General features: G+C 56.4%; 23 protein-coding genes. 10 read left to right on the top strand and 13 right to left on the bottom strand.

The features are described 5' to 3' along the window. Nucleotides 1-16: 16 nt before the first annotated feature. Nucleotides 17-805, bottom strand: a complete 789-nt coding sequence (locus GNG29_RS06210; protein ID WP_156654090.1) for a deaminated glutathione amidase — start codon at nucleotides 803-805, stop codon at nucleotides 17-19. A gap of 66 nt (nucleotides 806-871) precedes the next feature. Here GNG29_RS06210 and crcB point away from each other — a divergent pair, with 66 nt between their 5' ends. After that, nucleotides 872-1,255, top strand: a complete 384-nt coding sequence (crcB, locus tag GNG29_RS06205) for a fluoride efflux transporter CrcB (protein ID WP_103178657.1) — start codon at nucleotides 872-874, stop codon at nucleotides 1,253-1,255. 220 nt (nucleotides 1,256-1,475) lie between these two features. Here crcB and cspE read toward each other — a convergent pair whose 3' ends face one another. Both cspE and pagP read right to left on the bottom strand, forming a co-directional pair. Continuing rightward, complete coding sequence (cspE, locus tag GNG29_RS06200; protein ID WP_002439184.1) at nucleotides 1,476-1,685, bottom strand: transcription antiterminator/RNA stability regulator CspE; 210 nt, start codon at nucleotides 1,683-1,685, stop codon at nucleotides 1,476-1,478. Nucleotides 1,686-1,875: 190 nt separating this feature from the next. Beyond that, complete coding sequence (pagP, locus tag GNG29_RS06195; RefSeq protein ID WP_259935565.1) at nucleotides 1,876-2,451, bottom strand: lipid IV(A) palmitoyltransferase PagP; 576 nt, start codon at nucleotides 2,449-2,451, stop codon at nucleotides 1,876-1,878. Nucleotides 2,452-3,166: 715 nt separating this feature from the next. On the opposite strand from pagP, the gene dcuC reads away from it, so the two are divergent. Beyond that, nucleotides 3,167-4,540: an anaerobic C4-dicarboxylate transporter DcuC gene (dcuC, locus tag GNG29_RS06190; protein ID WP_156654089.1), complete on the top strand. Its 1,374-nt coding sequence runs from the start codon at nucleotides 3,167-3,169 to the stop codon at nucleotides 4,538-4,540. Between the two features lie 88 nt (nucleotides 4,541-4,628). Then, a complete protein-coding gene (rna, locus tag GNG29_RS06185) occupies nucleotides 4,629-5,438 on the top strand; it encodes a ribonuclease I (RefSeq protein WP_156654088.1) in 810 nt (269 codons plus the stop codon). 4 nt (nucleotides 5,439-5,442) lie between these two features. Here the strand turns inward: rna and GNG29_RS06180 are convergent, their stop codons facing one another. Next, nucleotides 5,443-6,063 carry a flavin reductase family protein gene (locus tag GNG29_RS06180; protein WP_156654087.1) on the bottom strand — a complete coding sequence of 207 codons (621 nt, stop codon included), beginning with the start codon at nucleotides 6,061-6,063 and terminating at the stop codon, nucleotides 5,443-5,445. Between the two features lie 397 nt (nucleotides 6,064-6,460). Between GNG29_RS06180 and rnk the strand changes: the two genes are divergently transcribed. Further along, nucleotides 6,461-6,871 (top strand): nucleoside diphosphate kinase regulator, encoded by a 411-nt coding sequence (rnk, locus tag GNG29_RS06175; RefSeq protein ID WP_103178653.1) that lies wholly within the window; start codon nucleotides 6,461-6,463, stop codon nucleotides 6,869-6,871. A gap of 71 nt (nucleotides 6,872-6,942) precedes the next feature. Here the strand turns inward: rnk and GNG29_RS06170 are convergent, their stop codons facing one another. After that, the gene (locus GNG29_RS06170; protein WP_156654086.1) at nucleotides 6,943-8,181 is read right to left on the bottom strand and encodes a zinc-dependent alcohol dehydrogenase; all 1,239 of its coding nucleotides are present in this window, start codon (nucleotides 8,179-8,181) and stop codon (nucleotides 6,943-6,945) included. 202 nt (nucleotides 8,182-8,383) lie between these two features. Here GNG29_RS06170 and uspG point away from each other — a divergent pair, with 202 nt between their 5' ends. Then, nucleotides 8,384-8,812, top strand: a complete 429-nt coding sequence (gene uspG, locus GNG29_RS06165; RefSeq protein WP_103178651.1) for a universal stress protein UspG — start codon at nucleotides 8,384-8,386, stop codon at nucleotides 8,810-8,812. Nucleotides 8,813-8,867: 55 nt separating this feature from the next. Here the strand turns inward: uspG and ahpF are convergent, their stop codons facing one another. Further along, nucleotides 8,868-10,433 carry an alkyl hydroperoxide reductase subunit F gene (gene ahpF, locus GNG29_RS06160; RefSeq protein ID WP_103178650.1) on the bottom strand — a complete coding sequence of 522 codons (1,566 nt, stop codon included), beginning with the start codon at nucleotides 10,431-10,433 and terminating at the stop codon, nucleotides 8,868-8,870. Between the two features lie 315 nt (nucleotides 10,434-10,748). Continuing rightward, a complete protein-coding gene (ahpC, locus tag GNG29_RS06155; protein ID WP_103178649.1) occupies nucleotides 10,749-11,312 on the bottom strand; it encodes an alkyl hydroperoxide reductase subunit C in 564 nt (187 codons plus the stop codon). Nucleotides 11,313-12,026: 714 nt separating this feature from the next. Between ahpC and citR the strand changes: the two genes are divergently transcribed. Further along, nucleotides 12,027-12,941, top strand: a complete 915-nt coding sequence (gene citR / locus GNG29_RS06150; protein ID WP_156655440.1) for a DNA-binding transcriptional repressor CitR — start codon at nucleotides 12,027-12,029, stop codon at nucleotides 12,939-12,941. A 109-nt stretch (nucleotides 12,942-13,050) separates the two neighbouring features. Here citR and GNG29_RS06145 read toward each other — a convergent pair whose 3' ends face one another. Continuing rightward, complete coding sequence (locus GNG29_RS06145) at nucleotides 13,051-14,211, bottom strand: pyridoxal phosphate-dependent aminotransferase (protein WP_156654085.1); 1,161 nt, start codon at nucleotides 14,209-14,211, stop codon at nucleotides 13,051-13,053. A 123-nt stretch (nucleotides 14,212-14,334) separates the two neighbouring features. Between GNG29_RS06145 and GNG29_RS06140 the strand changes: the two genes are divergently transcribed. From GNG29_RS06140 to GNG29_RS06130, 3 genes are read left to right on the top strand one after another with little or no spacing between them, the layout of a single operon-like run. Next, nucleotides 14,335-14,949 (top strand): methylthioribulose 1-phosphate dehydratase, encoded by a 615-nt coding sequence (locus tag GNG29_RS06140; protein WP_156654084.1) that lies wholly within the window; start codon nucleotides 14,335-14,337, stop codon nucleotides 14,947-14,949. Then, nucleotides 14,946-15,635 (top strand): acireductone synthase, encoded by a 690-nt coding sequence (gene mtnC, locus GNG29_RS06135; RefSeq protein WP_156654083.1) that lies wholly within the window; start codon nucleotides 14,946-14,948, stop codon nucleotides 15,633-15,635. Before GNG29_RS06140 ends, mtnC begins: the two co-directional genes overlap by 4 nt. Then, the gene (locus GNG29_RS06130) at nucleotides 15,632-16,174 is read left to right on the top strand and encodes an acireductone dioxygenase (protein WP_156654082.1); all 543 of its coding nucleotides are present in this window, start codon (nucleotides 15,632-15,634) and stop codon (nucleotides 16,172-16,174) included. Before mtnC ends, GNG29_RS06130 begins: the two co-directional genes overlap by 4 nt. A gap of 87 nt (nucleotides 16,175-16,261) precedes the next feature. Here GNG29_RS06130 and mtnA read toward each other — a convergent pair whose 3' ends face one another. Continuing rightward, nucleotides 16,262-17,290 carry an S-methyl-5-thioribose-1-phosphate isomerase gene (gene mtnA / locus GNG29_RS06125; protein ID WP_103178643.1) on the bottom strand — a complete coding sequence of 343 codons (1,029 nt, stop codon included), beginning with the start codon at nucleotides 17,288-17,290 and terminating at the stop codon, nucleotides 16,262-16,264. A 105-nt stretch (nucleotides 17,291-17,395) separates the two neighbouring features. Here mtnA and mtnK point away from each other — a divergent pair, with 105 nt between their 5' ends. Next, nucleotides 17,396-18,595, top strand: a complete 1,200-nt coding sequence (gene mtnK, locus GNG29_RS06120; RefSeq protein ID WP_156654081.1) for an S-methyl-5-thioribose kinase — start codon at nucleotides 17,396-17,398, stop codon at nucleotides 18,593-18,595. A 91-nt stretch (nucleotides 18,596-18,686) separates the two neighbouring features. Here the strand turns inward: mtnK and GNG29_RS06115 are convergent, their stop codons facing one another. The 4 genes from GNG29_RS06115 to GNG29_RS06100 all read right to left on the bottom strand — a co-directional run bounded on the left by GNG29_RS06115 (nucleotide 18,687) and on the right by GNG29_RS06100 (nucleotide 23,593). Further along, nucleotides 18,687-19,928 carry an LVIVD repeat-containing protein gene (locus tag GNG29_RS06115; protein WP_103178641.1) on the bottom strand — a complete coding sequence of 414 codons (1,242 nt, stop codon included), beginning with the start codon at nucleotides 19,926-19,928 and terminating at the stop codon, nucleotides 18,687-18,689. 85 nt (nucleotides 19,929-20,013) lie between these two features. Further along, nucleotides 20,014-21,078: a sugar ABC transporter substrate-binding protein gene (locus GNG29_RS06110; RefSeq protein ID WP_156654080.1), complete on the bottom strand. Its 1,065-nt coding sequence runs from the start codon at nucleotides 21,076-21,078 to the stop codon at nucleotides 20,014-20,016. Between the two features lie 20 nt (nucleotides 21,079-21,098). Next, complete coding sequence (locus tag GNG29_RS06105) at nucleotides 21,099-22,094, bottom strand: ABC transporter permease (protein ID WP_156654079.1); 996 nt, start codon at nucleotides 22,092-22,094, stop codon at nucleotides 21,099-21,101. Further along, nucleotides 22,091-23,593, bottom strand: coding sequence for a sugar ABC transporter ATP-binding protein (locus tag GNG29_RS06100; protein WP_103178638.1), 1,503 nt, complete (start codon nucleotides 23,591-23,593; stop codon nucleotides 22,091-22,093). Before GNG29_RS06100 ends, GNG29_RS06105 begins: the two co-directional genes overlap by 4 nt. Nucleotides 23,594-23,707: the final 114 nt, after the last annotated feature.

The raw sequence follows: 23,707 nt of genomic DNA, 5'->3' as shown, positions 1-23,707 counted from the left end.
GCGTTGTTTAAAAAACTCACAATAATTGCGGTGGCGCGAAACGTCGGTTGCGCAGGACCGGCAACTGCTGGCGCGCCTTGATGATGCGCTCCCGGTCGATCTCAGCCAGCAACAGTGCCGGGCCTTCAGCCGCGGCTGCAATGGTCACGCCCAGGGGATCGATAATGCGGCTCTGACCGATATTCTTATTGCCGCACTCGCCTGCTGCGATCACATAGCAGGTTGTGTCCAGCGCCCGGGCCGCCAGAAGCATTGACCAGTGGTGCTCCTTGAGCGGCCCTCTGACCCATGCCGCAGGTAAAACCAATACCTCTGCTCCCGCCAGCGCCAGATTCAATGCCATCTCCGGGAAGCGCAAATCGTAGCAGGTCATTAGCCCCAGATGGATGCCGTCGATCTCAATCAGCGGCGGTACAACCGAGCCCGCATCAACCAGACGGGACTCCTGAATACTGAACGCATCATAAAGATGGAGTTTGGCGTACTGCGCAACGATCCTGCCGTCGCGTAGGGCGACAAGGGTGTTAATGGCTCTGCCTCTGCTTGAAGGAACATGTACGGTCAGTACCGTAGTCAGGTGATTACGTGCGCTCTCCTCCAGCAACCGCGTCAGAAAGCCTCCGTCGAGCTGCTGGGCAGACTTTACAGAGAGGTCGGGATCGTTATCATCACGTGCCAGCAGCGCTTCGGGTAGGACCAGCAGCGATGCCCCCTGCTCTGCCGCCTGCGCCATCAGCGACACGCAGGTTTCGGCATTTTTTTGCCACTCCGCTGTTACTGCAAATTGTCCAACCGCCACGTACATATTTTCCCCCTGCCCCAAACGGCGTTACACTCATAGCCCTTACACATCAAACAGCAGGTATTGTTCGTGTTTCAACTACTTTTAGCCGTTTTTATCGGTGGGGGCACAGGAAGCGTGGCGCGCTGGCTGTTGAGCATGCGATTTAATCCGCTGCATCAGCAAATCCCGTTCGGCACGCTGGCAGCGAATCTCACGGGTGCCTTTATTATTGGCCTGGGGCTGGCGTGGTTCAACAGGATGACCCACATCGATCCGGTGTGGAAATTATTGATCACCACCGGCTTCTGCGGCGGGCTGACCACGTTCTCAACCTTCTCGGCGGAAGTGGTGTTCCTGTTACAGGATGGCCGCGCCGCCTGGGCGCTGCTGAACGTCGCGGTCAATCTGCTGGGCTCGCTAATGATGACCGCGCTCGCATTTTGGTTAGTTTCTGCAATTAACGCGCACTAAAACCACGGCCCTTAATGTTGGCTTAATTTTTCTCAGGCACCCTTGAGGCAGTTGACTGAGAGGGCGTGGGAATGAAAGAGAAAATGGCAAGCGCAGGGGCGGTGATGCTGGGCATACTGATTATCGCCAGCTTTCTGAAACTGTACATGTTTAGCTGAGCTGAAAACGAAAAAAACCCGCTCGGTGAGCGGGTTTTGAAATTCTTGCTGTCTCGTCTGAATTACAGAGCGATTACGTTAGCAGCAGAAGGGCCTTTGGCACCGTTAGTGATTTCAAACTCAACGCGCTGACCTTCAGCCAGAGTTTTGAAACCATTGCTCTGGATTGCAGAGAAGTGTACGAACACGTCTTTGCTGCCATCTTCCGGAGTAATGAAACCGAATCCTTTGGACTCATTAAACCACTTAACGTTACCTTTAATCTTAGACATCAAAATTACCTTTACATGAAAATTGGACACAAATGCTGTGTCGGGTATCAGTACAACAATTGTTAGCGGTTTTGTCCAGTGGCTTTTTGAAGAAAAGTGACAAAAGTCGCGTTAATTTTTCCTGCCCAATTTTTATCCTTTACTATTCAATAACTGGCTATTAAATCACCAGCGTGTAAAGTTTTTTCAGTTAAAACTGAAACCGCATCCAGGCGAAGTAAACGTTGCCGTTGTTATAGGTACCGGGGATGTAGGTCATCTGGAAGGTTGCCGGACCATATCCCACAGAAGCCAGCGGTAAGAGCACCGGAACGGGGATGTAATTCCAGTTATCGCGCGCCGTCACTGCAGCAGTAAACCCGAGCCCCAGATGGAGGTTGTCATCGGCCAGCGGCCGCCAGGTTTTCTCCCAGCCGTAGCCCGCAATCGGCTCCCATTTATTGTAAGAGTCTTTAAACGCCATGGCATAAAGTCCATGCCAGTTACCTTTTTCATCCCAGCGCGACTGGCCCGCTCCCGCGCCCCACGGACGTTCGTTATAGCGATCGGTCTTCTCTTTATCGTAGGCAAAGCGGGCATGCCAGGTGATGGCGGGGACATAGAGATCGTAATGCTGGGACGCCTCCCAGGTTTCAACCATATCGTTGTGGATCGTTTTGACCCAGTCCCTGAGAGTAGGCACATCTTTAGCCATTGCCGCAGTTGAAAAAGGTAACTGAGCAAAAATAAAAGAAAAAATAAGGAAAGATTTATTAAAAAACGTCACAATCAAATTACCATTTTCATATTCACCGCGTCTTCTCGCACAGAATAGCGGAATGGAAACATGACGACATTGGCGTTTATCTTAATTATTCAGCGCAGCAGATAAGAATTGTCCTGATAAAAAATGGCTTACCGCAAAATATTAAGATGCTTTTAAGAAAAATTAATGATGATGCAATAGCTTATATAGCACACGAATAGCTTACCCCCTATCGCAGCGGTGTTGCGGGGCTCCTATACCGTCGAGAAACCCGCCAACCACCCACTCCTCAGGCTGGCAACACGCATCGCGCCAGGACGCCTTTGCCGGATATTTATCCGCATTGAAATAACGGCTAAAAAGGTAATATTTTTATCCGCATAAGCCCATCTTAAATATATTTTAAGAGCGATCCGAGCGGTAAAATATTATCCGCGAAGTGACGGTTAAAGCGTATTGAAATTTGATTATCTGAATGTATCGGGTTTCTTTCTACAGCAGAGAGACGCCAGAGGCGGGTTTAAGGAGTGTGGTGATCGCGCGTCGACACGCGAACCAGGACCAACCAGCGAAGATACATAGCGCTGCAGCAGAAAATCGGCAACAACGACGCTTTAGTCGCCGATTTATTGATTTTAGTCAGCGAGACCGGGCCATTATTTCGGCACATTTTGTCACCTTATTTTCATTGCTACTTTATCCTTCGCTCTGGGGGCGTCGGGAAACAGAGGAAACCATGCTAACGTTTATCGAGCTCCTGATCGGGGTGGTTGTCATTGTCGGCGTCGCACGCTACATCATTAAAGGTTACTCCGCTACCGGGGTGCTCTTTGTCGGCGGTCTGGCTCTGTTGATTGTCAGTGCCCTGATGGGTCACCAGGTGCTGCCGTCCAGTGCCACCAGCACCGGTTACACCGCAACCGACATCATTGAATATTTCAAAATCCTGCTGATGAGCCGCGGTGGCGATCTGGGGATGATGATCATGATGCTCTGCGGCTTTGCCGCCTATATGACCCACATCGGCGCCAATGATATGGTCGTAAAGCTGGCCTCAAAGCCGCTGAGCTATATCAACTCCCCTTACCTGCTGATGATTGCCGCCTATTTTGTCGCCTGCCTGATGTCACTGGCCGTGTCGTCAGCGACGGGCCTCGGGGTACTGTTGATGGCGACCCTGTTCCCGGTAATGGTCAACGTGGGGATCAGTCGCGGTGCGGCGGCAGCCATCTGTGCCTCCCCGGCAGCGATTATTCTCTCCCCCACCTCCGGTGACGTGGTACTGGCCGCTAAAGCCGCCGAGATGCCGCTGATCGATTTCGCCTTTAAAACCACCCTGCCGATCTCTATTGCCGCCATTATCGGCATGGCAATTGCGCACTTCTTCTGGCAGCGCTACCTCGATAATAAAGAGAACATCTCGCACGAACGCCTCGACGTCAGCGAAATCACCACCACCGCCCCCTCCTTCTATGCGATTCTGCCGTTTACGCCCATCGTCGGCGTGCTGATTTTCGACGGCAAATGGGGTCCGGAACTGCATATCATCACCATTCTGGTGCTCTGCATGCTGATTGCCGCGCTGCTGGAATTTGTTCGCGGCTTCAATACTCAGAAGGTCTTTAGCGGCCTGGAAGTGGCCTATCGCGGCATGGCGGATGCTTTCGCCGGGGTAGTGATGCTACTGGTGGCGGCCGGGGTCTTTGCCCAGGGGCTGAGCACTATCGGCTTTATCCAGAGCCTGATCTCCATCGCCACCTCGTTTGGTTCGGCGAGTATCATCCTGATGATGGTGCTGGTTGTCCTGACCATGCTGGCGGCGATGACCACCGGCTCCGGTAATGCGCCCTTTTACGCCTTCGTGGAGATGATCCCGAAACTGGCGCACTCGTCCGGTATTAACCCGGCCTATCTCACCATTCCGATGCTGCAGGCCTCCAACCTGGGCCGCACCATCTCCCCGGTTTCCGGTGTGGTGGTCGCCGTTGCCGGGATGGCGAAGATTTCGCCGTTCGAAGTGGTAAAACGCACCTCTGTTCCGGTGCTGGTGGGGCTGGTGATTGTGATTATTGCCACGGAAGTACTCGTGCCTGGCACCGCCGTGGGCTAAGCCACGCCATAGCATAAAGCGCCTGCGGGCGCTTTTTGTGCTTTAATAATCTCCAGCAATATTTTGCCTTCAACCATCAGGAATTGATATGTTCAGAAAGGATTTCGTTTTGCCTGTCAGCGTAACCGCAGTTGCGCTGTGCGCTTTCCCGGCGCAGGCCGCCCCGCTTCAGGCGACGCAATATGCGGATTTCGATCGCTACGTGCTGGCGCTCTCATGGCAATCTGGTTTTTGCCAGAGCCTGCATGACCGCAACCGCGCAGCGCCAGATGAGTGCCGCCTGCAAAAAGAGCGTAACGACAAAACGACGATCCTCACCGTTCACGGCCTGTGGCCGGGCTTGCCGAAATCTATCGCCGCTCGCGGCGTCGACGATCGCCGCTGGATGCGCTATGGCTGCGCCACCCGCCCCATTCCCAATATGCCGGAGGCAAAAGCCAGCCGTAAATGCGACGCCGCCGAGACCGGCCTGTCGCTGACCGGTGCCGCGAAGCTAAATGAGGTGATGCCCGGCGCAGGCGGCAACTCCTGCCTCGAACGTTACGAATATGCCAAACACGGCGTCTGCTTTGGGTTCGATCCCGACGCCTATTTCGGCACCATGGTGCGCATGAACCAGGAAGTCAAAGCCAGCCCGCTGGGGCAGTTCCTCGCGGCCAACTACGGCAAAACCGTCACCCGCAGCGCCTTTGACGCCGCCGTCGCCAGAAGCTGGGGGCCGACAACGGTGAAAGCCGTCAAGCTCAGCTGCAGCGGTAATCCGGCCTATCTCACGGAAGTACAGCTTTCCCTCACCGCGGCCAGCATCAACGCCCCGCTGGCAACCTCCTCATTTGTGCCACAGCCGCATCCGGGCAACTGTGGCAAACAGTTTGTGATCGACAAAATCGGTTACTGAGATCTTACCCTTTTCGCGCGTCCGGGCGGACCAGGTCAAAGCGTTGATCCTCGCTAATGGCGAAGTACGCCGTCGGGCCACCGGCGCGCAGCACCGGCTGGGCTTTCGCCGTCTGATAGATTCCGTCCTGCAGCAGGTTTTCGTCAATGTGGACTCCCACCACTTCCCCCAGCACCAGCCAGGTATCGACCGGAGCGCCGCTGGCAGCGGTCAGCTGGATACACTGGGACAGGCGGCACTCGAAATTGACCGGGCTTTCGGCGACGCGCGGCACCTTCACCAGCTGGCTCTCCGCTTTAGTCAGCCCGGCACGTAAAAATTCATCCTCCCCGTGCGCGAGGCTGGCAGAGGTCTCATTCATGGCGCTGGCCAGCTCACGGGTGGTGAGATTCCAGACAAACTCCCCGGTCTCGACAATATTGCGAACGCTGTCCTTCCAGCCAGTGCTGGCAAAACCGATGATGGGCGGATGGTAATTAAAACAGTTGAAGAAGCTGTAGGGCGCCAGATTGGGGCGTCCTTCAGGATCGCACGAGGCAATCCAGCCAATCGGACGTGGGCCAACAATGGCGTTAAGTGGATCGTGCGGCAGGCCGTGTCCCTGGGAAGGTTGATAAAAGTACATAGCGCTCTCTGAACAGGTTTGGAATGTAAACCGGCAGGCACGGATTACGCTTCGCTCATCCCCCTGCCCCAAGAGGATCAGCGTAACGCAATCCGTATGAAATGAAGAATGAATATGTGTCGTTTATCGATGCTTATCAGCGGCGCTTACTTTGTAAGGGCGCATAAAAAGGATAATCCAAATCGACAAACGATCACGTTTTTCGTACAAAATTCATACTATCGAGGCAGATGACAGTCCGGAACTCAATCCACGCCATGAATGTGACAGCCATCACTTCAAACCCGGGCGCAGACTCAGTATTATCAGTCATCGTTAAACCCTCGCTACCGGATGGCGAGGGTTTTCTTTTGGCATCTTCTGCGGTTGTCGCAGCATTAACGACATGGAGTAAATAATGTCCAGACCCACCATTATCATTAACGAACTCGATGCTGAACGTATCGACCGCCTGCTGGAGCAACCGGCCTTTGCATCGCTACCCGTCGCAGATGCCCTGAACGCTGAACTGGATCGTGCCCAGATGTGTGCCCCGCAGGACATGCCGTCTGACGTGGTCACTATGAACAGCCAGGTGAAATTCCGCGATTTGACCACTGGCGAAGTGCGTACCCGCACGCTGGTCTACCCGGCGCAGATGACCGACAGCAGCACGCAACTGTCGGTCCTGGCACCGGTGGGGGCCGCGTTGATTGGCCTGCGTACCGGCGACACTATCCATTGGGAACTGCCAGGCGGTACCGCCACGCATCTGGAGGTGCTGGAACTGCTCTGGCAGCCTGAAGCAGCAGGCGAATACCTGCGCTAAGCCCATCTGAATAAGCGTTTACGCGCTTAACCCAGAGGATGCCCGGGCATCCTCTTTCCGGCCTTCCGCTATCAGATCACGCCGCCAGGCATAGGGTTGACCAGCCCCGTGACCCGCTCTTTTGCCACTTCCGCGCTTTGTGCACCAGGCACCAGAATAATTTTCCGGCACTCTTCCTGACGCTTATCAAAGATCTCATATCCGCGAGCCGCCTCTTCAAACGGCATATAATGGGTGACGATCTCTTCAGGCGTGAGCAGCCCCTGCTCGATCAGCGGCAACAGTTCACCCAGCCAGGCATGAACGTCAGTCTGCCCCATTTTAAAGGTGAGCCCTTTGTCAAAGGCATCGCCAAACAGGAAACCATGAATAAAGCCGGCATAGACGCCCGGCACGCTGACGATCCCACCGCGCCGTACAGCAGCAATACACTGCCGCAGGGCTTTACCGCTGCTGCCCTCGAGCTTGAGGTTGGTCAGCACCGTTTCCGTGGTGCTCCCTTTCGCCTCAAAACCTACCGCATCGATAACAGCATCCACCCCACGCTGACCCCGGGTCTGATCAATGATTTTTTCTGCGGCATCGTCGTCGCGATCAAAGTTAATCGGGATCGCGCCGTAACGATCCTGGGCGAAGCGCAGTCGGTAGTCGTGATGATCGACGATAAAAATCTGCTCGGCCCCGAGGTAACGTGCGCAGGCAACGGTCAGGAGGCCTACTGGCCCGGCGCCAAATACCGCGACGCTGCTGCCCTGAGTGATCTGGGCATTTTTGGCGGCCTGCCAGGCAGTGGGCAGGATGTCCGACATGAACAGGGCCTTATCATCTGACAGCAGCGGCGGCACCTTAAAGGGGCCGACGTTGCCTTTTGGCACGCGGACATATTCCGCCTGGCCGCCGGGCACACCACCGTAAAGATGGCTATAGCCAAAAAGCGCAGCCGGAGGTGGGATCTGTTTTTTATTCAGGGAGGCGCCGCGCCCGCTGTTGGTATTTTCACAGGCGGCATAATGTTGCAGGCGGCAGAAAAAGCAGTCGCCGCAGGCAATCACAAAGGGGATCACTACCCGATCGCCCTTAGCGAGATTTTTCACCTCTCGGCCGGTCTCCACCACTTCCCCCATAAACTCATGGCCGAAGATATCGCCATGTTCCACCTTCGGGATCTTCCCATGATAGAGATGCAGATCAGAACCGCAGATCGCGGTGGCGGTGATGCGCAGGATAATATCGTCAGCTTGCTCGATGGCCGGATCGGGTACCGTTTCAACCTTAACGTTATGTGGGCCATGATACGTCAATGCTTTCATTCGACCTCCGGATTCAGAGAAAAAATGCGGGTTTACCTTAAAAGGGTAGCCATCAGCGGGGATATACCGGGAAATTGCACGGCTTTGGGATTATTCCTGGCCTACAAGCGCGACGATATTAAAAAATGCCTGCCAGCTATCAGAATTTGCTTATATTTTGTGTTTGAATGGAATAAGCGTAAATAAACAGGGAGAAACGGGTATGTACCAGACGATTATTATGCCGGTGGATGTTTTTGAGATGGAATTGAGCGACAAGGCGATTCGCCACGCTGAATTCCTGGCGCAGCAGGATGGTATTATTCACTTACTGCATGTTTTACCGGGCTCGTCCACCTTCGGATTGCATCGCTTTGCCGCCGATATGCGCCGCTTTGAAGAGCATATCGAAAAAGAAGCACAAGCCCGGCTGCAGACCATGATCGGCCACTTCAGCATCGACTCCTCACGTCTCAGAACCCATGTCTGTTTTGGTCACGTGCGTGACGTCGTGAATGAGATGGCCAGCGAGCTGAAGGCCGATATTGTGGTGATCGGGTCGCGTAACCCGTCAATCTCCACCCATCTGCTGGGGTCGAACGCCTCCAGCGTCATCCGCCACGCCTTTGTGCCAGTGCTGGTCGTGAGATAAAAAAAGAGGCTACCCCAGGGTAGCCTCTTTACAGTGCAGGTGTTGTCTTACGTTCTTATGCTGTTTTGGTACGAATCAGATGATCAAAGGCGCTCAGTGACGCTTTCGCCCCTTCGCCGGTGGCGATGATGATCTGTTTGTACGGTACGGTGGTGCAGTCGCCCGCCGCAAATACGCCCTTCACGCTGGTCTCACACTTGGCGTCGATGATGATCTCGCCCATGCGGTTACGCTCAATGGCGCCTTCCAGCCAGGTGGTGTTCGGCAGCAGACCAATCTGCACAAAGATCCCCGAAAGCTGAACGCTGTGTACGTCGCCGCTCACGCGGTCGCGGTACTCAAGGCCGGTCACTTTACTGCCATCGCCTGTCACTTCGGTGGTCTGCGCGTTCAGGATGATGTCGACGTTGTTCAGGCTGCGCACTTTATCCTGCAGGACCTGATCGGCTTTCATCTCTGGCGCGAACTCCAGCAGCGTAACGTGCTCCACGATACCGGCGAGGTCGATGGCCGCTTCCACACCGGAGTTACCGCCACCAATTACCGCCACGCGTTTGCCTTTGAAGAGCGGGCCGTCGCAGTGCGGGCAGTAGGTTACCCCTTTGGTGCGATACTGTTCTTCGCCAGGCACGTTCATGTTGCGCCATTTGGCACCGGTAGCAATGATCACGCTGCGCGCTTTCAGCACGGCACCAGATGCCGTTTCAATCTGGTGGAAACCGCCTTCCTGCGCTGCCGGCACCAGTTTGCTGGCGCTCTGGCTGTCGATCACATCCACTTCATATTCGCTGACGTGCGCTTTCAGGGCGCCAGCCAGTTTCTGACCTTCGGTTTTAGGCACGGAGATATAGTTTTCAATATCCACCGTATCCAGTACCTGGCCGCCAAAGCGTTCGCCCATCAGACCGGTGCGAATACCTTTACGGGCAGAGTAAACCGCAGCCGCCGCACCCGCCGGGCCGGAACCGACAATCAGCACGTCATAGGCATCACGCTTGTTCAGCTCTTCTGCTGCACGTTTTTCCGCGCCGGTATCCACTTTAGCGACGATTTCAGCCAGCGTCATACGACCCTGACCGAACTCTTTACCGTTCACAAACACCGCCGGAACACCCATCACGTTACGATCGGTGATTTCGTTCTGGAACACCCCGCCGTCAATGGCGGTGTGTTTGATGCGCGGGTTCAGCACCGCCATCAGGTTCAGCGCCTGCACCACGTCCGGGCAGTTATGGCAGGAGAGCGAGTAGTAGGTTTCGAATTCAAAATCACCATCCAGGTCGCGGATCTGCTCAAGTAATGCCTGCGCTTCCTTCGACGGATGACCACCGGTCCACAGCAGGGCCAGTACCAGTGAGGTAAATTCATGTCCCAGCGGAGAACCGGCAAAGCGCGGCCCCTGGGTCGAACCTGGGTTGGTGATCAGGAAAGAGGGTTTACGCACCGCAAGGGTGTTGTCTTCCTTAAAAGTGACCTTTTCGGACAGGTCGGCGATCTCCGCCAGCAGTTCCTTGATTTCTGCCGATTTAGCGCTGTCATCCAGCGTGGCAATCAGCTCAACAGGTTTGGTCAGCTTCTCAAGGTAGGCTTTGAGCTGGGTTTTCATATTTGTGTCGAGCATTCTTTATCTCCTGCTTAAAAAACATCATCATGCAAGCGGCCTAATCCTGGCTGCCTGAGTGCAACTTGCATCATGGTGCTGGAATGAAATGGGCGCGGATGCGCCCATTGAATGCCGGGTGGCACTTCGTTTACCCGGCCTGCGTTTTGTAGGCCTGTGCAAGCGCAGCGCCGCCGGGCGTTGCAAACGAATCTCCAAAGTGGTTCGCGTCAGAGCAAGGCGGCTAGCCTGTGAGTCCCCGGGAGCTTACATAAGTAAGTGACCGGGGTGAGCAGGCGACGCCAACGCCGCTATGGCGCGAAATACGACGGAAATTTAGATTTTGCCAACCAGGTCCAGGGACGGAGCCAGAGTCGCGTCGCCTTCTTTCCATTTCGCCGGGCAAACTTCGCCTGGGTGAGAAGCAACGTACTGAGCCGCTTTCACTTTACGCAGCAGGTCAGATGCGTCACGGCCGATGCCTTCAGCTGTAACTTCTACCGCCTGGATGATGCCCTGCGGGTCAACGATGAAGGTACCACGGTCTGCCAGACCCTGATCTTCACGCATGTTGTCAAAGTTACGGGTCAGGGCGCCAGTTGGGTCGCCGATCATCGCATATTTGATTTTCGCGATGGTTTCAGAGCTGCTGTGCCATGCTTTGTGCGTGAAGTGGGTGTCAGTAGAGACAGAGTAGATATCTACGCCCAGCTTCTGGAACTCGCTGTAGTGGTCAGCAACGTCACCCAGTTCAGTCGGGCAGACGAAGGTGAAGTCAGCTGGATAGAAGAAGAAGACGCTCCAGCGACCTTCGGTATCTTTCTCGGTAACTTCGATGAATTCACCGTTTTTGAACGCCTGGTTTTTGAAAGGTTTGATTTTGGTATTAATTAAAGACATCTGTACTTCCTCCGTGTTTTCGTTGAGGTGTAAGGTACCGAACTTTGCCGATCCGGGCTAATGCGTTTGCATTATCAAATCAATCAGCGATACCTAACAACCTTTCACAAGAAACTGCGTGAACTAAAAAAGTAAAAAGGCCGCCTTGACGGCGGCCCTGATACCTGAGCTACCCGGGGGTAACATCAGTGCCAGCCGAAGCTGGCGATGTGTTGCGCTCTACATGACCTTTAGTCAGGCCGTGACAGCAAAGGGGATTACACCACCCCCTCAACGAAAGGGCAATTCGCTGACAGGGTAATAATACCTATGGCTGTGATAGGTTTTACCGAACCCGCGCTTTGCGAGTGATTTTATAGGGGATCATGGATAAGCCAGGCGCAGCGGCCACGCTGGCGCGCTGTTATACGAATAGCCAGAATGAATTACAGCAGGTGGCCAGCCTGGCGAATAAGGAACAGCTTAATAGGATGATGAGTAAGCCTTAATACCTGACTGGCAGCGTAATAGCAACGCTTTTGCCCGCCTTTTTATGGTGAAAATTACTATAATAATTGTTCGGCCTTTATTTAATTAATTTGCAGCCATGATATATTAAGTTGAAATTTAAATTATCTTAAGTTATCCGATCAAATGGATGATGAATGGCAAACTTACTTCTATAGTTATTATTTATATGATAATGCCATTCAGAGAGCTTACTCAGGACGAATCATGGCTAACCTTTACGATTTGAAAAAATTTGACCTTAATCTGTTGGTGATTTTTGAGTGCATTTACCAGCATCTCAGTATCAGCAAAGCAGCAGAAACGCTATTTATTACCCCCTCTGCGGTGAGCCAGTCACTGCAACGATTACGTAATCAGCTGAACGATCCGCTGTTTATCCGCTCCGGTAAAGGCATCTCCCCGACGACGGTGGGGGTCAATTTACATATGCATCTCGAACAAAATCTGAATAGTATCGAGCAGACGATCAATATCATGCATGGCTCGGCGCTGAAGAAGAACTTTGTTATCTACTGCCCGCAGGTCATGACGAGAGGCCCATTGATCGCGTCGATGAAACTGTTGATGCGTGAGCATAATTATGAAATTGAATACCACGACATGCTGCTGGCGGCCGACTCGGCGGAAGACCTGTTAGCCTACCGTAAAGCTGACCTGGTCTTCTCTTTCGCCCCGATAGCCAACCGGTCGATTGTCTGCACTCGCTACCTCGATTTACCCGTGGTGACGGTGTGTCGTCAGGATCACCCGCGCATCGGCTCGGTTGCCACTCAGGAAGAACTGAGTAAGAAAAAATACACTTTCTTTATGAGTGATGAACCGGGCGTTAAAGTCTTTCAGATGCAGGCAGAAAACTCGTTTCCGGACAGGAAAATCGCTTTCCGCTGTGACTCCTTTTTTTCACTGATTATGATGGTAGGTTCATCAAACTTACTCGGCTTTATGCCTGAGGCGGTATATGAACAGTATCGTGAGGCATTTAATCTGAAAAAAATTGAGGTCCCTTTTACCTTACCCACCCTGAATGTTTATATGCTGTATAACCGCACGGCATTAAATAGCAGCGTATTCTCTACTTTTGTCGAGCAAGTGAGTGCCGAGGGTTTTCAGTATGAGTAACAAGGTCTGATGGGAATTGAATCACACTGTTAATACTATTACAAAATAAATACGCAGAAATTATTTTATAATTCTGCGTATTAGAACCCACTGATTTATATTTATTTTATTATAATTTGTTCAGCTGTTCTGCCGCCGCCAGTAATGTCGTCTCCTGCTTGGCAAAACAGAGGCAAATAAGTTTATGCGGGAACGGGTCAGCACAGAATACCGACAGCGGGATCGCCGCCACCCCTACCTCTTTGGTTAACCATTGGCAAAAACTGACGTCATCCAGATCGGAGATTGCACTGTAGTCCGCCAGCAGGAAATAGGTCCCTTCGCAGGGCAGAATTTCCAGACGACTTTCACTCAACGCCCCGATAAAGCGATCCCGGCGGGCGCGATAAAAGTCCGGCAGCTCACGGTAGTGTTCCGGCTGGTGGCGCAGCATATCAGCAATTGCCAGCTGTGCCGGGGTATTGACCGCAAACGTCAGGAACTGATGCACCTTACGCAGTTCGGCGCTGATCGCCGCAGGCGCCACGCAGTACCCCACTTTCCAGCCGGTCATATGGAACGTTTTGCCAAAAGAGGAGACGGCAACGGCCCGCTCGCGCAGCTGCGGATGCGCAAGCACGCTGGCATGCCCCGCCTCTGCAAAGCAGATATGCTCGTACACTTCATCGCTCAGCACATAGATTTCGCGTTCCGCAATGGCCTGCCAGAGCACGGCAAAATCCGCCTGCCGCCATACCGTCGCAGAGGGATTGTGCGGCGTGTTCAAAATAACCAGCCGGGTTTTCTCACTGAGCAGCGCCGCGAAGGCCTGCCAGTCCGGGCGAAAGTGCGGCGGCTGGAGCGCCACGCGCTTTACCACCCCACCCGATAACGCAATCGCCGGGGCATAGCTGTCGTAGCTTGGGTCAAAGCAGATGACCTCGTCGCCGGTACGCACCAGGGCGGTGATTGCGGCGTAGAGGGCCTCAGTCGCCCCGGCGGTGACGGTGATGTCGCTATTAGCATCCGGTTGATAGCCATACAGTTCCGCGGTTTTATCGGCAATCGCTTCGCGCAGCGGTTGCGCCCCCGTCATCGGCGCATACTGGTTCGCACCGTTCGCCACATGCCAGGCCAGACGTTGCTGAAGGTAGTCCGGGCCATCGAAATCGGGAAAACCCTGCGACAGATTTATGGCGTTGTATTGCTGCGCCAGAGCGCTCATTTGCGTGAAGATCGTGGTGCCGAGAGCCGGAAGTTTGCTGTCTGGAATCAAGGGGTTATTACGCATGTCGACGGACCTGTATGTAATACATATGTTGCTGCCACTATAACACGATGTTAGTATTTGGCAATCAAGACGCTTAGACGTCTAAACCATAATGATATTCCTGCCGAAGAGGTAAGAAGGAAGATGACAGACGACCTGCGACTCACAGCCCTGGTGGATGCCTGCCACTGGATCGGCGCAAAGGGATGGGCACCCGCCACCGGGGGCAATATGTCCGTGCGGCAGGATGAGACCTGGTGCTGGCTCAGCGAATCCGGTAAAGACAAAGGCAGCCTGACGCCCGCGGATTTCCTGCAGGTTGAGATTGCCACCAACCGCGCCCCCTCCGGGCGTAAGCCTTCCGCAGAAACTGGCCTGCATACTCTGATTTATCGCCTCTTCCCGGAGGCCAACGCGGTGCTGCATGTGCATACGGTCAACGCCACGGTGCTCTCCCGACTGGTGAAAACGCCGGAGCTACGCCTCAGCGGCTTTGAGATGCAGAAATCACTCCGCGGCCAGACCAGCCACCTCGATACGGTGCCCATCGCCGTGTTTGATAACGACCAGGATATCGACGCCCTGGCCTCGCGAATCGCCCATTACGCCCGGGAGCGCCCGCTGAATTATGGTTTTCTTCTGCGCGGTCATGGCTTAACCTGCTGGGGACGCGACGTGGCCGAAGCCCGGCGTCACCTTGAAGGCCTCGAATTCCTGTTCGAGTGCGAGATGCGTTTACGACAACTGGAGAGAGTATGATTCGCGCGATTGTGACGGATATTGAAGGCACCACCAGCGATATTCGTTTTGTCCATAATGTCCTGTTCCCTTATGCGCGTGAGCGGCTGGCTGCGTTTGTTAATGCGCAGCAGTATGCGGAACCGGTCAACACCATTCTGGACAATCTGCGCGAAGAGATTGACCAGCCGCAGGCCAGCACCCGGGATCTGATTGACACCCTGTTCACCTTTATGGATGACGATCGCAAATCGACAGCGCTCAAAGCGTTGCAGGGGATCATCTGGCGGGAGGGTTACGTCAACGGCGACTTCACCGGCCATCTCTATCCGGACGTTCTGCCCTCTCTCGAAAAATGGAAAGCGCAGGGCATTGATCTCTATGTTTATTCCTCCGGCTCCGTGGCGGCGCAGAAACTGTTATTTGGCTACAGCGACGAAGGTGATATTACTCATCTGTTCAGCGGCTATTTTGATACCCACATAGGTGCCAAGCGCGAGGTAGCGTCTTATCAGAATATTGCGGCCCAGATTGGCGCAGCCCCCTCGCAGATCCTCTTCCTGTCGGATATTCATCAGGAGCTGGATGCCGCGGAACAGGCCGGTTTTCGCACCCTGCAACTGATTCGCGGCGATGAGGACGGGGCCAGCCATCACCATCAGGTGCATCAGTTTGACGACATCAATCCGGAGCAGATCCCTTCATGAGCGCATTGACCATTTATTCAGATAAAGAAGCCAGCCAGCCGGAGTGGCACAGCACCGACGCTGAGGCGATCCAGCAGCAGCTGAACGCCCGCGGCGTCCGCTTTGAGCGCTGGGAAGCCGACCGCGATCTGGGCCGCGATCCGTCGCCGGAGACGGTGATTAATGCCTACCAGCACGCCATCGATAAGCTGGTGGCGGAGAAGGGCTACCAGAGCTGGGATGTCATCAGCCTGCGCGCGGATAACCCGCAAAAAGAGGCCCTGCGGGCGAAGTTTCTCAATGAACACACCCACGGCGAAGATGAAGTGCGTTTCTTTGTTGAAGGCGCCGGGCTGTTCTGCCTGCACATTGGCGACCAGGTCTGTCAGGTGTTATGCGAGAAGAACGACCTGATCTCCGTTCCCGCCGGTACGCCGCACTGGTTTGATATGGGCTCTGAGCCGAACTTTACCGCGATCCGGATTTTCGATAACCCGGAAGGCTGGGTGGCGCAGTTTACCGGGGATGCGATTGCAGATAGCTATCCGAGATTGCCGTAGCACCATGCCCTGCCCGGCGGCGCTGCGCTTGCACGGACCTACAAATGGTTTGTAGGCCGGGTAAGCGTTAGCGCCACCCGGCATTATTCAGACCGCACCCTTGCCAAAAAATCCCTTCGCCACCTCTTCCGGCCGCACCACGCCCGTATCCAGCACCCACCCACTTATCAGTGACGCTGGCGTGACGTCGAACGCCGGGTTATAGACCTGTGCGTCAGTGGGCGCCCACTGCACCGCACCGAAGCTCCCCGCCACGCCGGTCACTTCCCGGGCATCGCGCTGTTCAATAGGGATCGCCTCACCGTTCGGGCAGTTCGGATCGAGCGTGGTTTGCGGGGCGGCCACATAGAAGGGAATACCGTGGAATTTCGCCAGTACCGCCAGGGAGTAGGTGCCGATTTTATTCGCCACATCGCCGTTAGCGGCAATGCGATCCGCCCCCACCCACACCGCGTCCACCTGGCCTTTGGCCATCAGGCTGGCGGCCATTGAATCGGTGATCAGACTATACGGCACGCCCAGCTCACCCAGCTCCCAGGCCGTCAGCCTGCCGCCCTGCAACAGCGGACGGGTCTCATCCACCCAGACGTTGCTGACCTTGCCCTGCTGATGGGCAAGGGCAATCACCCCCAGCGCGGTGCCCACACCGGCGGTCGCCAGGCCACCGGTATTGCAATGGGTGAGCAGGCGGCTGCCGGGCTTCACCAGCGCGCTGCCTGCATGGGCAATCGCGTCGCAGAGCTGCTTATCTTCGTCGATCAGGCGCAGCGCCTCTGCCACCAGCGCCGGGACAAAATCCTCCTGCCACAGCGCCTGTTTCATACGGTCGAGATTGTTCATCAGGTTGACCGCGGTCGGACGCGAGGCGCGCAGCGTCTCCAGCGCCACCGCCAGTTCATCCCGGCTATGGCCGTTTTCCGCCAGCAGCGCCAACAGCAGGCTGGCAGAAAGCCCAATCAGCGGCGCGCCCCGCACGCGCAGGGCGTGAATATGTCCCACCAGCGCCTCTACCGTTGTCGCATCCAGCCAGCGTTTCTCCTGCGGAAGCGCCTGTTGGTCGAGAATAAATAGCTGATTTTCCGTCACCCGCAGGCTGGTCGTCTGTAATCTCTGCATGTCGTTAATTCTCTGTTGCGTTGTTGTAGCACATTGTGTCAGGATAAAATTCAGATGTATAGACGTCTAAATGTCTTTATTACCGGAACAGATGAGGAACAGGCAATGTCGCAATACCATACCTTTACCGCTCAGGACGCCGTAGCGTATGCCCAACAGTTTGGCGGCCTCGACGATCCCGCCTCGCTGGTAGAGGCGCAGGAGGTAGGCGACGGTAACCTCAATCTGGTGTTTAAAATTTTCGATAACGCAGGCGTCAGCCGCATCATCGTAAAGCAGGCCCTGCCCTACGTGCGCTGCGTGGGGGAATCCTGGCCGCTGACGCTGGATCGCGCCCGCCTCGAAGCGCAAACTCTGGTGGAGCACTATCAGCACAGCCCGCAGCATACGGTCAAAATCCACCACTTCGACCCGGATCTGGCGGTGATGGTGATGGAAGATCTCTCCAGCCATAAGATCTGGCGCGGGGAGCTGATTAACAATGTGTTTTACCCCCAGGCAGCACGTCAGCTGGGGGAGTACCTCGCTCACGCCCTGTTCCACACCAGCGATTTTTACCTGCACCCGCATACCAAAAAAGCGCAGGTGGCGAAGTTCCTCAACCCGGCGATGTGCGAGATCACCGAAGATCTCTTTTTCAACGATCCGTACCAGATCCACGCGCGTAACAACTACCCGGCGGCGCTGGAAAGCGACGTGGCCGCCCTGCGCGACGACGCCCAGCTGAAAATTGCCGTCGCCGCCCTGAAACACCGCTTCTTCTCCCAGGCCGAAGCGCTGCTGCACGGCGACATTCACAGCGGCTCGATTTTTGTCGCCGAGGGCAGCCTGAAAGCCATTGACGCCGAGTTCGGTTATTTCGGCCCGATTGGGTTTGATATCGGCACCGCCATCGGCAACCTGCTGCTGAACTTCTGCGGCCTGCCGGGCCACCTTGGCATCCGGGATGCAGCGGCCGGGCGTGAACAGCGCCTGATCGATATCCAGGAACTCTGGAATACCTTCGCGGAACGTTTCCAGGCGCTGGCAACGGAGAAATCCCGCGATGCGGCGCTCAGCGTGCCGGGTTATGCCAGCGCGTTTCTGAAAAAGGTCTGGCACGACGCGATTGGCTTCTGCGGCACCGAGCTGATCCGCCGCAGCGTGGGCCTGTCACACGTGGCGGATATCGACACCATCCGTGATGACGAGATGCGCCACGAATGCCTGCGCCACGCCATTACGCTCGGTAAAGCGTTAATCGTCATTGCCGACCGTATCGACAGCGTGGATGAGCTGGTGGCGCGGGTGCGTCAGTACAGTTAGGTGCGGTCTGTTTGCCCGGTGGCGCTAACGCTTACCGGGCCTACGATTCGAATGTAGGCCCGGTAAGGCGATGCCGCCACCCGGCAAAAACTCAACCTAAATACTCAATTACCGACAGCCCGCCGTTGTAGTCGGTGCTGTAGATAATCCCCTGGGCATCGACAAACAGATCGCAGGACTGGATCACCTGCGGGCGGTTGGGTCGCGTATCCATCATTTTCTCCGGTGCGGCAGGCACCAGCGCGCCGGTTTCCACCGGACGGTAGGGATCGGAGATATCATAGGCGCGCACCCCGGCGTTCTGGTAGGTGGCAAAAATCAGCGTTGAGCTGACAAAGCTCCCGGGGCGGTTCTCATGTAAATTGTGCGGCCCGAAATGCGCCCCTTTCGCCACATAATCCCGCTCGTTTGGCTGCGGGAAGGTCGCGATGCTGACCGGGTTCGATGGCTCGCGAATATCAAACAGCCAGATCAGCTTCTCCCCATCCTCCTGATTGTCGAGCACCGCTTCATCCAGCACCACCAGCAGATCCCGGTCCGGCAGCGGCAGCGCGGTGTGGGTGCCGCCACCAAACGGCGGGCTCCAGTTGCGATGGCTGATCAATTTCGGCTGGCTGCGATCCTTTACATCCAGCAGGGTCAGGCCGCCGTCGCGCCAGCTGCCGTAGGCGGTATCCCCGGCGATGATGGCGTGATGCAGGGCGTAGCGTTTGCCTTCCGGCCAGTTGGGGGTCTCCCCTGCCGCCTGGTTCATCCCCGGCAGCCACCAGCGCCCCGCCACTTCGGGTTTGCGCGGGTCCGCCAGATCGATGGTCAGGAAAATGTAATCGGTAAAGCCGTCGATCAGCGCCGAGACGTAGGCCCAGCGCCCGCCCACGTACCAGATGCGGTGAATGCCGATGCCGCTTAGCGACAGGAAGCTGATTTCCCGCGGCTTATCCGGAGTGGAGATATCAAAGATGCGCAGCCCGGCGCTCCAGCCTTTGTCCTGCACGTCGCTGACCGTCTCCCCCACCTGGCGGGTGTAGTAGACCTTTTCGTCAGCAAAGCGGGCATCGGCAAACAGATCCCGGGCGTTGATCACCAGCAGCAGATCGTCATGGGCCTGCAGATGCACGTTCCAGGTGCCCGGCGGCGCAGGCACATAGCCCGCCGCCTTCGGGTTCTTTGGATCGCGCACGTCGACGATGGAAAAGCCCTGCGACACCATATGCCCAATATAGGCGAAGCCGCGATGCACCATCAGCTGCACGCCGTCCGGGCGTCCGCCCTGGTCGCTGTGGCCGATTAAGCGCATATTGCGGCTGTATTCGGGGGTGGGTAATGCGGTCACACAACCTCCTGTTGCCCGGTGGCGCTGCGCTTACCGGGCCTACTGTCCGTAGGCCGGGTAAGGCGCAGCCGCCACCCGGCAAAGTTTATTTAGCCTTCGCTTCCAGCGTCGCGAACCACGGGGCGATAAAATCGTCGGTCTGGCCCCAGCCTGGAATGATTTTGCCTAAAGAGGCCACGTTCACCGCACCCGGCTGGGCCGACAGCAGCGCCTGCGGAATAGCCGCGGCTTTAAAGTCATAGGTCGCAGGCGTCGCTTCTCCGGCAATTTTATTGGCGATCAGACGCACGTTCGTCGCGCCAATCAGCTTCGGATCGACCGCCACGCTCACCACCCACGGGCTGCCCGCTTCGCGCATCAGCTGCAGATCCTGGTTGGAGATATCGATGCTGTAGAGTTTGATCTCGGTGCGGCCATTCTCTTTCAGCGCTTTATAAGCGCCCTGGCTGAAGGCATCCCAGGTGCCCCAGATGGCGTCGATCTTGCCTTTCGGGTATTTCGCCAGCACCGCGCCCACCTTGTTGGCGGTGTCGCCCTGCACATCGGACGATACCGCCCCGATGGACTCCAGCTCTTTAATGCCCGGGTTCGCCTTCAGCAACGCCTGGTAAGCGGTCTGACGGCGCTCCATCGGCGGGAAGCCCGCCACCCATAGCTTGATGATGTTAGCCTTGCCGTTGAAATCCTTCACCAGTTGGCCGAACGAGAGGTTGGTCAGGGAGGCGTCATCCTGCTGGGTCACCGTCACGCCCGGGATCTCGCCGTTCACCGCAGTATCAAACACCGCCACCTTGATCCCGGCATCCACCGCCTTTTTCACCAGCGCGGTGGAGTACGGGTCACGCCCCTGAGAGAGAATAATCCCGTCATACTTCTGGCTGATGGCCTGGTTAACGAAGTCCTGGAATTTGGCATCGTCGCCGTTGCTTAAAAAGGTGCTGACCTTAAAGCCGAGCTTTTTCCCTTCCTGAATCGCCCCGGCCACAAACTGGGTGGTGTTGTCGTCGGAGCCGAGGTTGCGGATCACCGCGATGCGGATCTGCCCGTCATGGTTGGCAATCGCCGCCGGCACCGGCGCAGGGGTCGCCGCATAGCCCGGCAGTGAACTCAGTAATCCCAGCGTCAGCAAAGAGAGTGCAACTTTTTTCATTCTGTTATCCCGTTGTGTTGTTAGCGTTTTTGTACGTACGTCATCGCCAGTGCCACCGCAAGCACCAGCCCTTTTATAATGTCCATGGCGTAATAGGGTACCGAGAGCATCACCAGCCCGTTGGAGAGCACCCCGAGGATCACCGCCCCCACCAGGGTGCCCAGCGCGTTCGGTTTACCGGAGCCCGCCAGCGAAAAGCCGATCCACGCCGCCGCCACCGCATCCATCAGATAGCCGCCGCCGGCATTCACCTGCGAGGAGCCAATGCGCGAGGCGAGCAGAATCCCGCCCAGCCCCGCCAGCAGCGAGGCGATCACATAGGCCGCCACCTTGTAGCGGGTGGTGCGGATCCCGGATAAGCGCGCCGCCTCCGGGTTACCGCCAATGGCGTACATCCGGCGACCGTGGGTGGTGAGCGACAGCCCCAGCTGCGCCAGCAGCGTCACCGCCAGCATGATAATGACGATGGTTGGCACCTGCCCCAGCGCGCCAAACGTCGCCGGAATAGTCCCCTCCGCCATGTCGCCGCTCGGCAGGACCATGTTCTCGGTGATCGACCCGCCGTAGCTGTAGGTCATCGCCACCCCCTGGATCACAAACAGGCTGGCAAGAGTAGCGAGCATGTCGGGAATGCGCAGAATGACGATTAAAAAGGCGTTAAACAGCCCCACCAGGGTGCAGAGCGCCAGAGTGATGAGAATCGATTCGGTGGTGCCGAAGCCGTGCCAGACGAAGAGCGAGATCACCAGCGCATTCGCCAGTGACGCCGTCGAGCCCACCGAGAGGTCAAACCCGCCGATGGTCAGCGAGATGGAGACCCCGACGGCAATCACCGTCACGATGGCAATGGAGCGCAGAATGTTGATGATGTTGTTGGGGTCGAGGAAGTTCTCCGACGCCAGGCCGAAAATGGCCACCAGCGCGACCACCGTCAGCAACATGCCCCATTTATAGAGAAAATCGAAAATGTGCTGACGGCCAGACACCGCCTCGTTGACTGAAAGGGCCTTGCTCACGACGCCGTTCCTCCGGTTGAATAATAAAGTAATGTCTCTTCCCGGGCGCTTGCCCCGTCCACTTCCGCCACAATGCGCCCGTCCCACAGCACGCAGATGCGGTCACACAGCCCCACCAGTTCGGCGAACTCGCCCGAGGCGTAAATCACCCCTTTACCTTCCCGCGCCAGGCCGTCAATAAGCTGGAACAGATCGGTTTTGGCCTTCACGTCCACCCCTTTGGTGGGCTCGTCGAAGATCAGCACCTGGGCGTTACCGCGCAGCCACTTGCCAATCGCCACCTTTTGCTGGTTGCCGCCCGACAGACGGCGCAGTACCTGCCCTGGCCCGCGGGTGCGCACACCCACCCGGGCGATCACCTCTTCGGCCCAGCGCCACGCCTGGCGATGACCAAACAGGCTCCAGCGTGAAAAGGAGTTATCCGCTGACACAGCCAGGTTCATGCTCACCGGCTCATCGATAAAAATGCCCTCTTTACGCCGCTCCTCCGGCACCAGCGCCAGCCCGCGCAGCACGGAGTCTGCCGGGTCGCGCGGCGTCCACGGCTGCTGGTTCAGCTCGCCCTTCGCCACCTGGCTTTTGGTCGCGCCAAAGAGCGCCTTGCAGAGCTCGGTTTTTCCGGCCCCCGCCAGCCCGGCGATACCGAGAATCTCCCCCTTACGCAGATGCAGGGAGATATCCTTCAGCAGCCCTTCGTCGTGCAGCCCTTCCACCCGCAGCAGCGTTTCGGCGCTGTGCTTTGGTCGCGCAGGGGGGTAGATATCGGTCAGCGCATGGCCGAGCATCTTCTCGACAATCGCCTCCCCACTGAGATTCGCCATCGGGCCGGACTCAATCAGCTTGCCGTCGCGCAGCACCGTTAAGGTGTCGCAGATCGCCTTCAGCTCATGGATGCGGTGGGAGATAAAGACCACCCCGATCCCCTGCTGTTGCAGGCGGCGCACAACCGTGAACAGCCGCTCGCTTTCGTGGGCATCCAGCGGCGCGGTAGGTTCGTCGAGAATAAGAAAGCGGCAGTGATGGGAGAGCGCCCGCGCCAGCAGGATCTGCTGCTTTTCTGCCAGGGTGCAACTGTCGATGGAACGTCGCACGTCGAGGGAGACGTCGAGCTGCGCCAGCGCCTGCCGGGCCTGCTCCCGCATCGCGCCCCAGCGAAAGCGGTGTCCCGGCTGCGCCAGATGGTCGAGCATGATGTTTTCTGCGATGCTGAGGCCGGGGATCAGCGCCACGTCCACCTCCTGCTGCACCAGGTGGATACCCAGCTGTTTGGCCTCCACCGGCTCACGAATGATGACGGGCTGATTGTTGATGCTGATTTCGCCCGTATAGTGGGCGTGCGTCCCGCACAGCACCGCCATCAGCGTGGATTTCCCGGCGCCGTTCGCGCCCGTGAGCGCGTGCACCGATCCGCCCGTCAGGGTGAAATCCACCTGCGACAACGCCTGAAAGCCAGAAAAAGCCAGGCTGATGCCGCGCATCTCGAGGCGACTGGTTATCATCCGCTGCAATCCTGTATTAATCTTTTGATTTATAGAATTTTTCACAGCACTGGCTGGCTGGCAACGACGGAAAAAGCATAAGATAAAGCAAAATAGTATTAGCCATCCGGATGT

This window comes from Leclercia sp. Colony189, assembly GCF_009740165.1.
Lineage (GTDB): Bacteria > Pseudomonadota > Gammaproteobacteria > Enterobacterales > Enterobacteriaceae > Enterobacter.
Note: the sequence above shows the minus strand (reverse complement) of the source record. Positions and strands in the feature narration are given on the sequence as shown.

What these genes read in the sequence shown, in the direction of transcription:
- GNG29_RS06210 (WP_156654090.1), bottom strand. Translation starts at nt 805, where the DNA reads ATGTACGTGGCGGTTGGACAATTTGCAGTAACAGCGGAGTGGCAAAAA.
- cspE (WP_002439184.1), bottom strand. Translation starts at nt 1,685, where the DNA reads ATGTCTAAGATTAAAGGTAACGTTAAGTGGTTTAATGAGTCCAAAGGA.
- dcuC (WP_156654089.1), top strand. Translation starts at nt 3,167, where the DNA reads ATGCTAACGTTTATCGAGCTCCTGATCGGGGTGGTTGTCATTGTCGGC.
- rna (WP_156654088.1), top strand. Translation starts at nt 4,629, where the DNA reads ATGTTCAGAAAGGATTTCGTTTTGCCTGTCAGCGTAACCGCAGTTGCG.
- GNG29_RS06180 (WP_156654087.1), bottom strand. Translation starts at nt 6,063, where the DNA reads ATGTACTTTTATCAACCTTCCCAGGGACACGGCCTGCCGCACGATCCA.
- rnk (WP_103178653.1), top strand. Translation starts at nt 6,461, where the DNA reads ATGTCCAGACCCACCATTATCATTAACGAACTCGATGCTGAACGTATC.
- GNG29_RS06170 (WP_156654086.1), bottom strand. Translation starts at nt 8,181, where the DNA reads ATGAAAGCATTGACGTATCATGGCCCACATAACGTTAAGGTTGAAACG.
- uspG (WP_103178651.1), top strand. Translation starts at nt 8,384, where the DNA reads ATGTACCAGACGATTATTATGCCGGTGGATGTTTTTGAGATGGAATTG.
- ahpF (WP_103178650.1), bottom strand. Translation starts at nt 10,433, where the DNA reads ATGCTCGACACAAATATGAAAACCCAGCTCAAAGCCTACCTTGAGAAG.
- ahpC (WP_103178649.1), bottom strand. Translation starts at nt 11,312, where the DNA reads ATGTCTTTAATTAATACCAAAATCAAACCTTTCAAAAACCAGGCGTTC.
- citR (WP_156655440.1), top strand. Translation starts at nt 12,027, where the DNA reads ATGGCTAACCTTTACGATTTGAAAAAATTTGACCTTAATCTGTTGGTG.
- GNG29_RS06145 (WP_156654085.1), bottom strand. Translation starts at nt 14,211, where the DNA reads ATGCGTAATAACCCCTTGATTCCAGACAGCAAACTTCCGGCTCTCGGC.
- GNG29_RS06140 (WP_156654084.1), top strand. Translation starts at nt 14,335, where the DNA reads ATGACAGACGACCTGCGACTCACAGCCCTGGTGGATGCCTGCCACTGG.
- mtnC (WP_156654083.1), top strand. Translation starts at nt 14,946, where the DNA reads ATGATTCGCGCGATTGTGACGGATATTGAAGGCACCACCAGCGATATT.
- GNG29_RS06130 (WP_156654082.1), top strand. Translation starts at nt 15,632, where the DNA reads ATGAGCGCATTGACCATTTATTCAGATAAAGAAGCCAGCCAGCCGGAG.
- mtnA (WP_103178643.1), bottom strand. Translation starts at nt 17,290, where the DNA reads ATGCAGAGATTACAGACGACCAGCCTGCGGGTGACGGAAAATCAGCTA.
- mtnK (WP_156654081.1), top strand. Translation starts at nt 17,396, where the DNA reads ATGTCGCAATACCATACCTTTACCGCTCAGGACGCCGTAGCGTATGCC.
- GNG29_RS06110 (WP_156654080.1), bottom strand. Translation starts at nt 21,078, where the DNA reads ATGAAAAAAGTTGCACTCTCTTTGCTGACGCTGGGATTACTGAGTTCA.
- GNG29_RS06100 (WP_103178638.1), bottom strand. Translation starts at nt 23,593, where the DNA reads ATGATAACCAGTCGCCTCGAGATGCGCGGCATCAGCCTGGCTTTTTCT.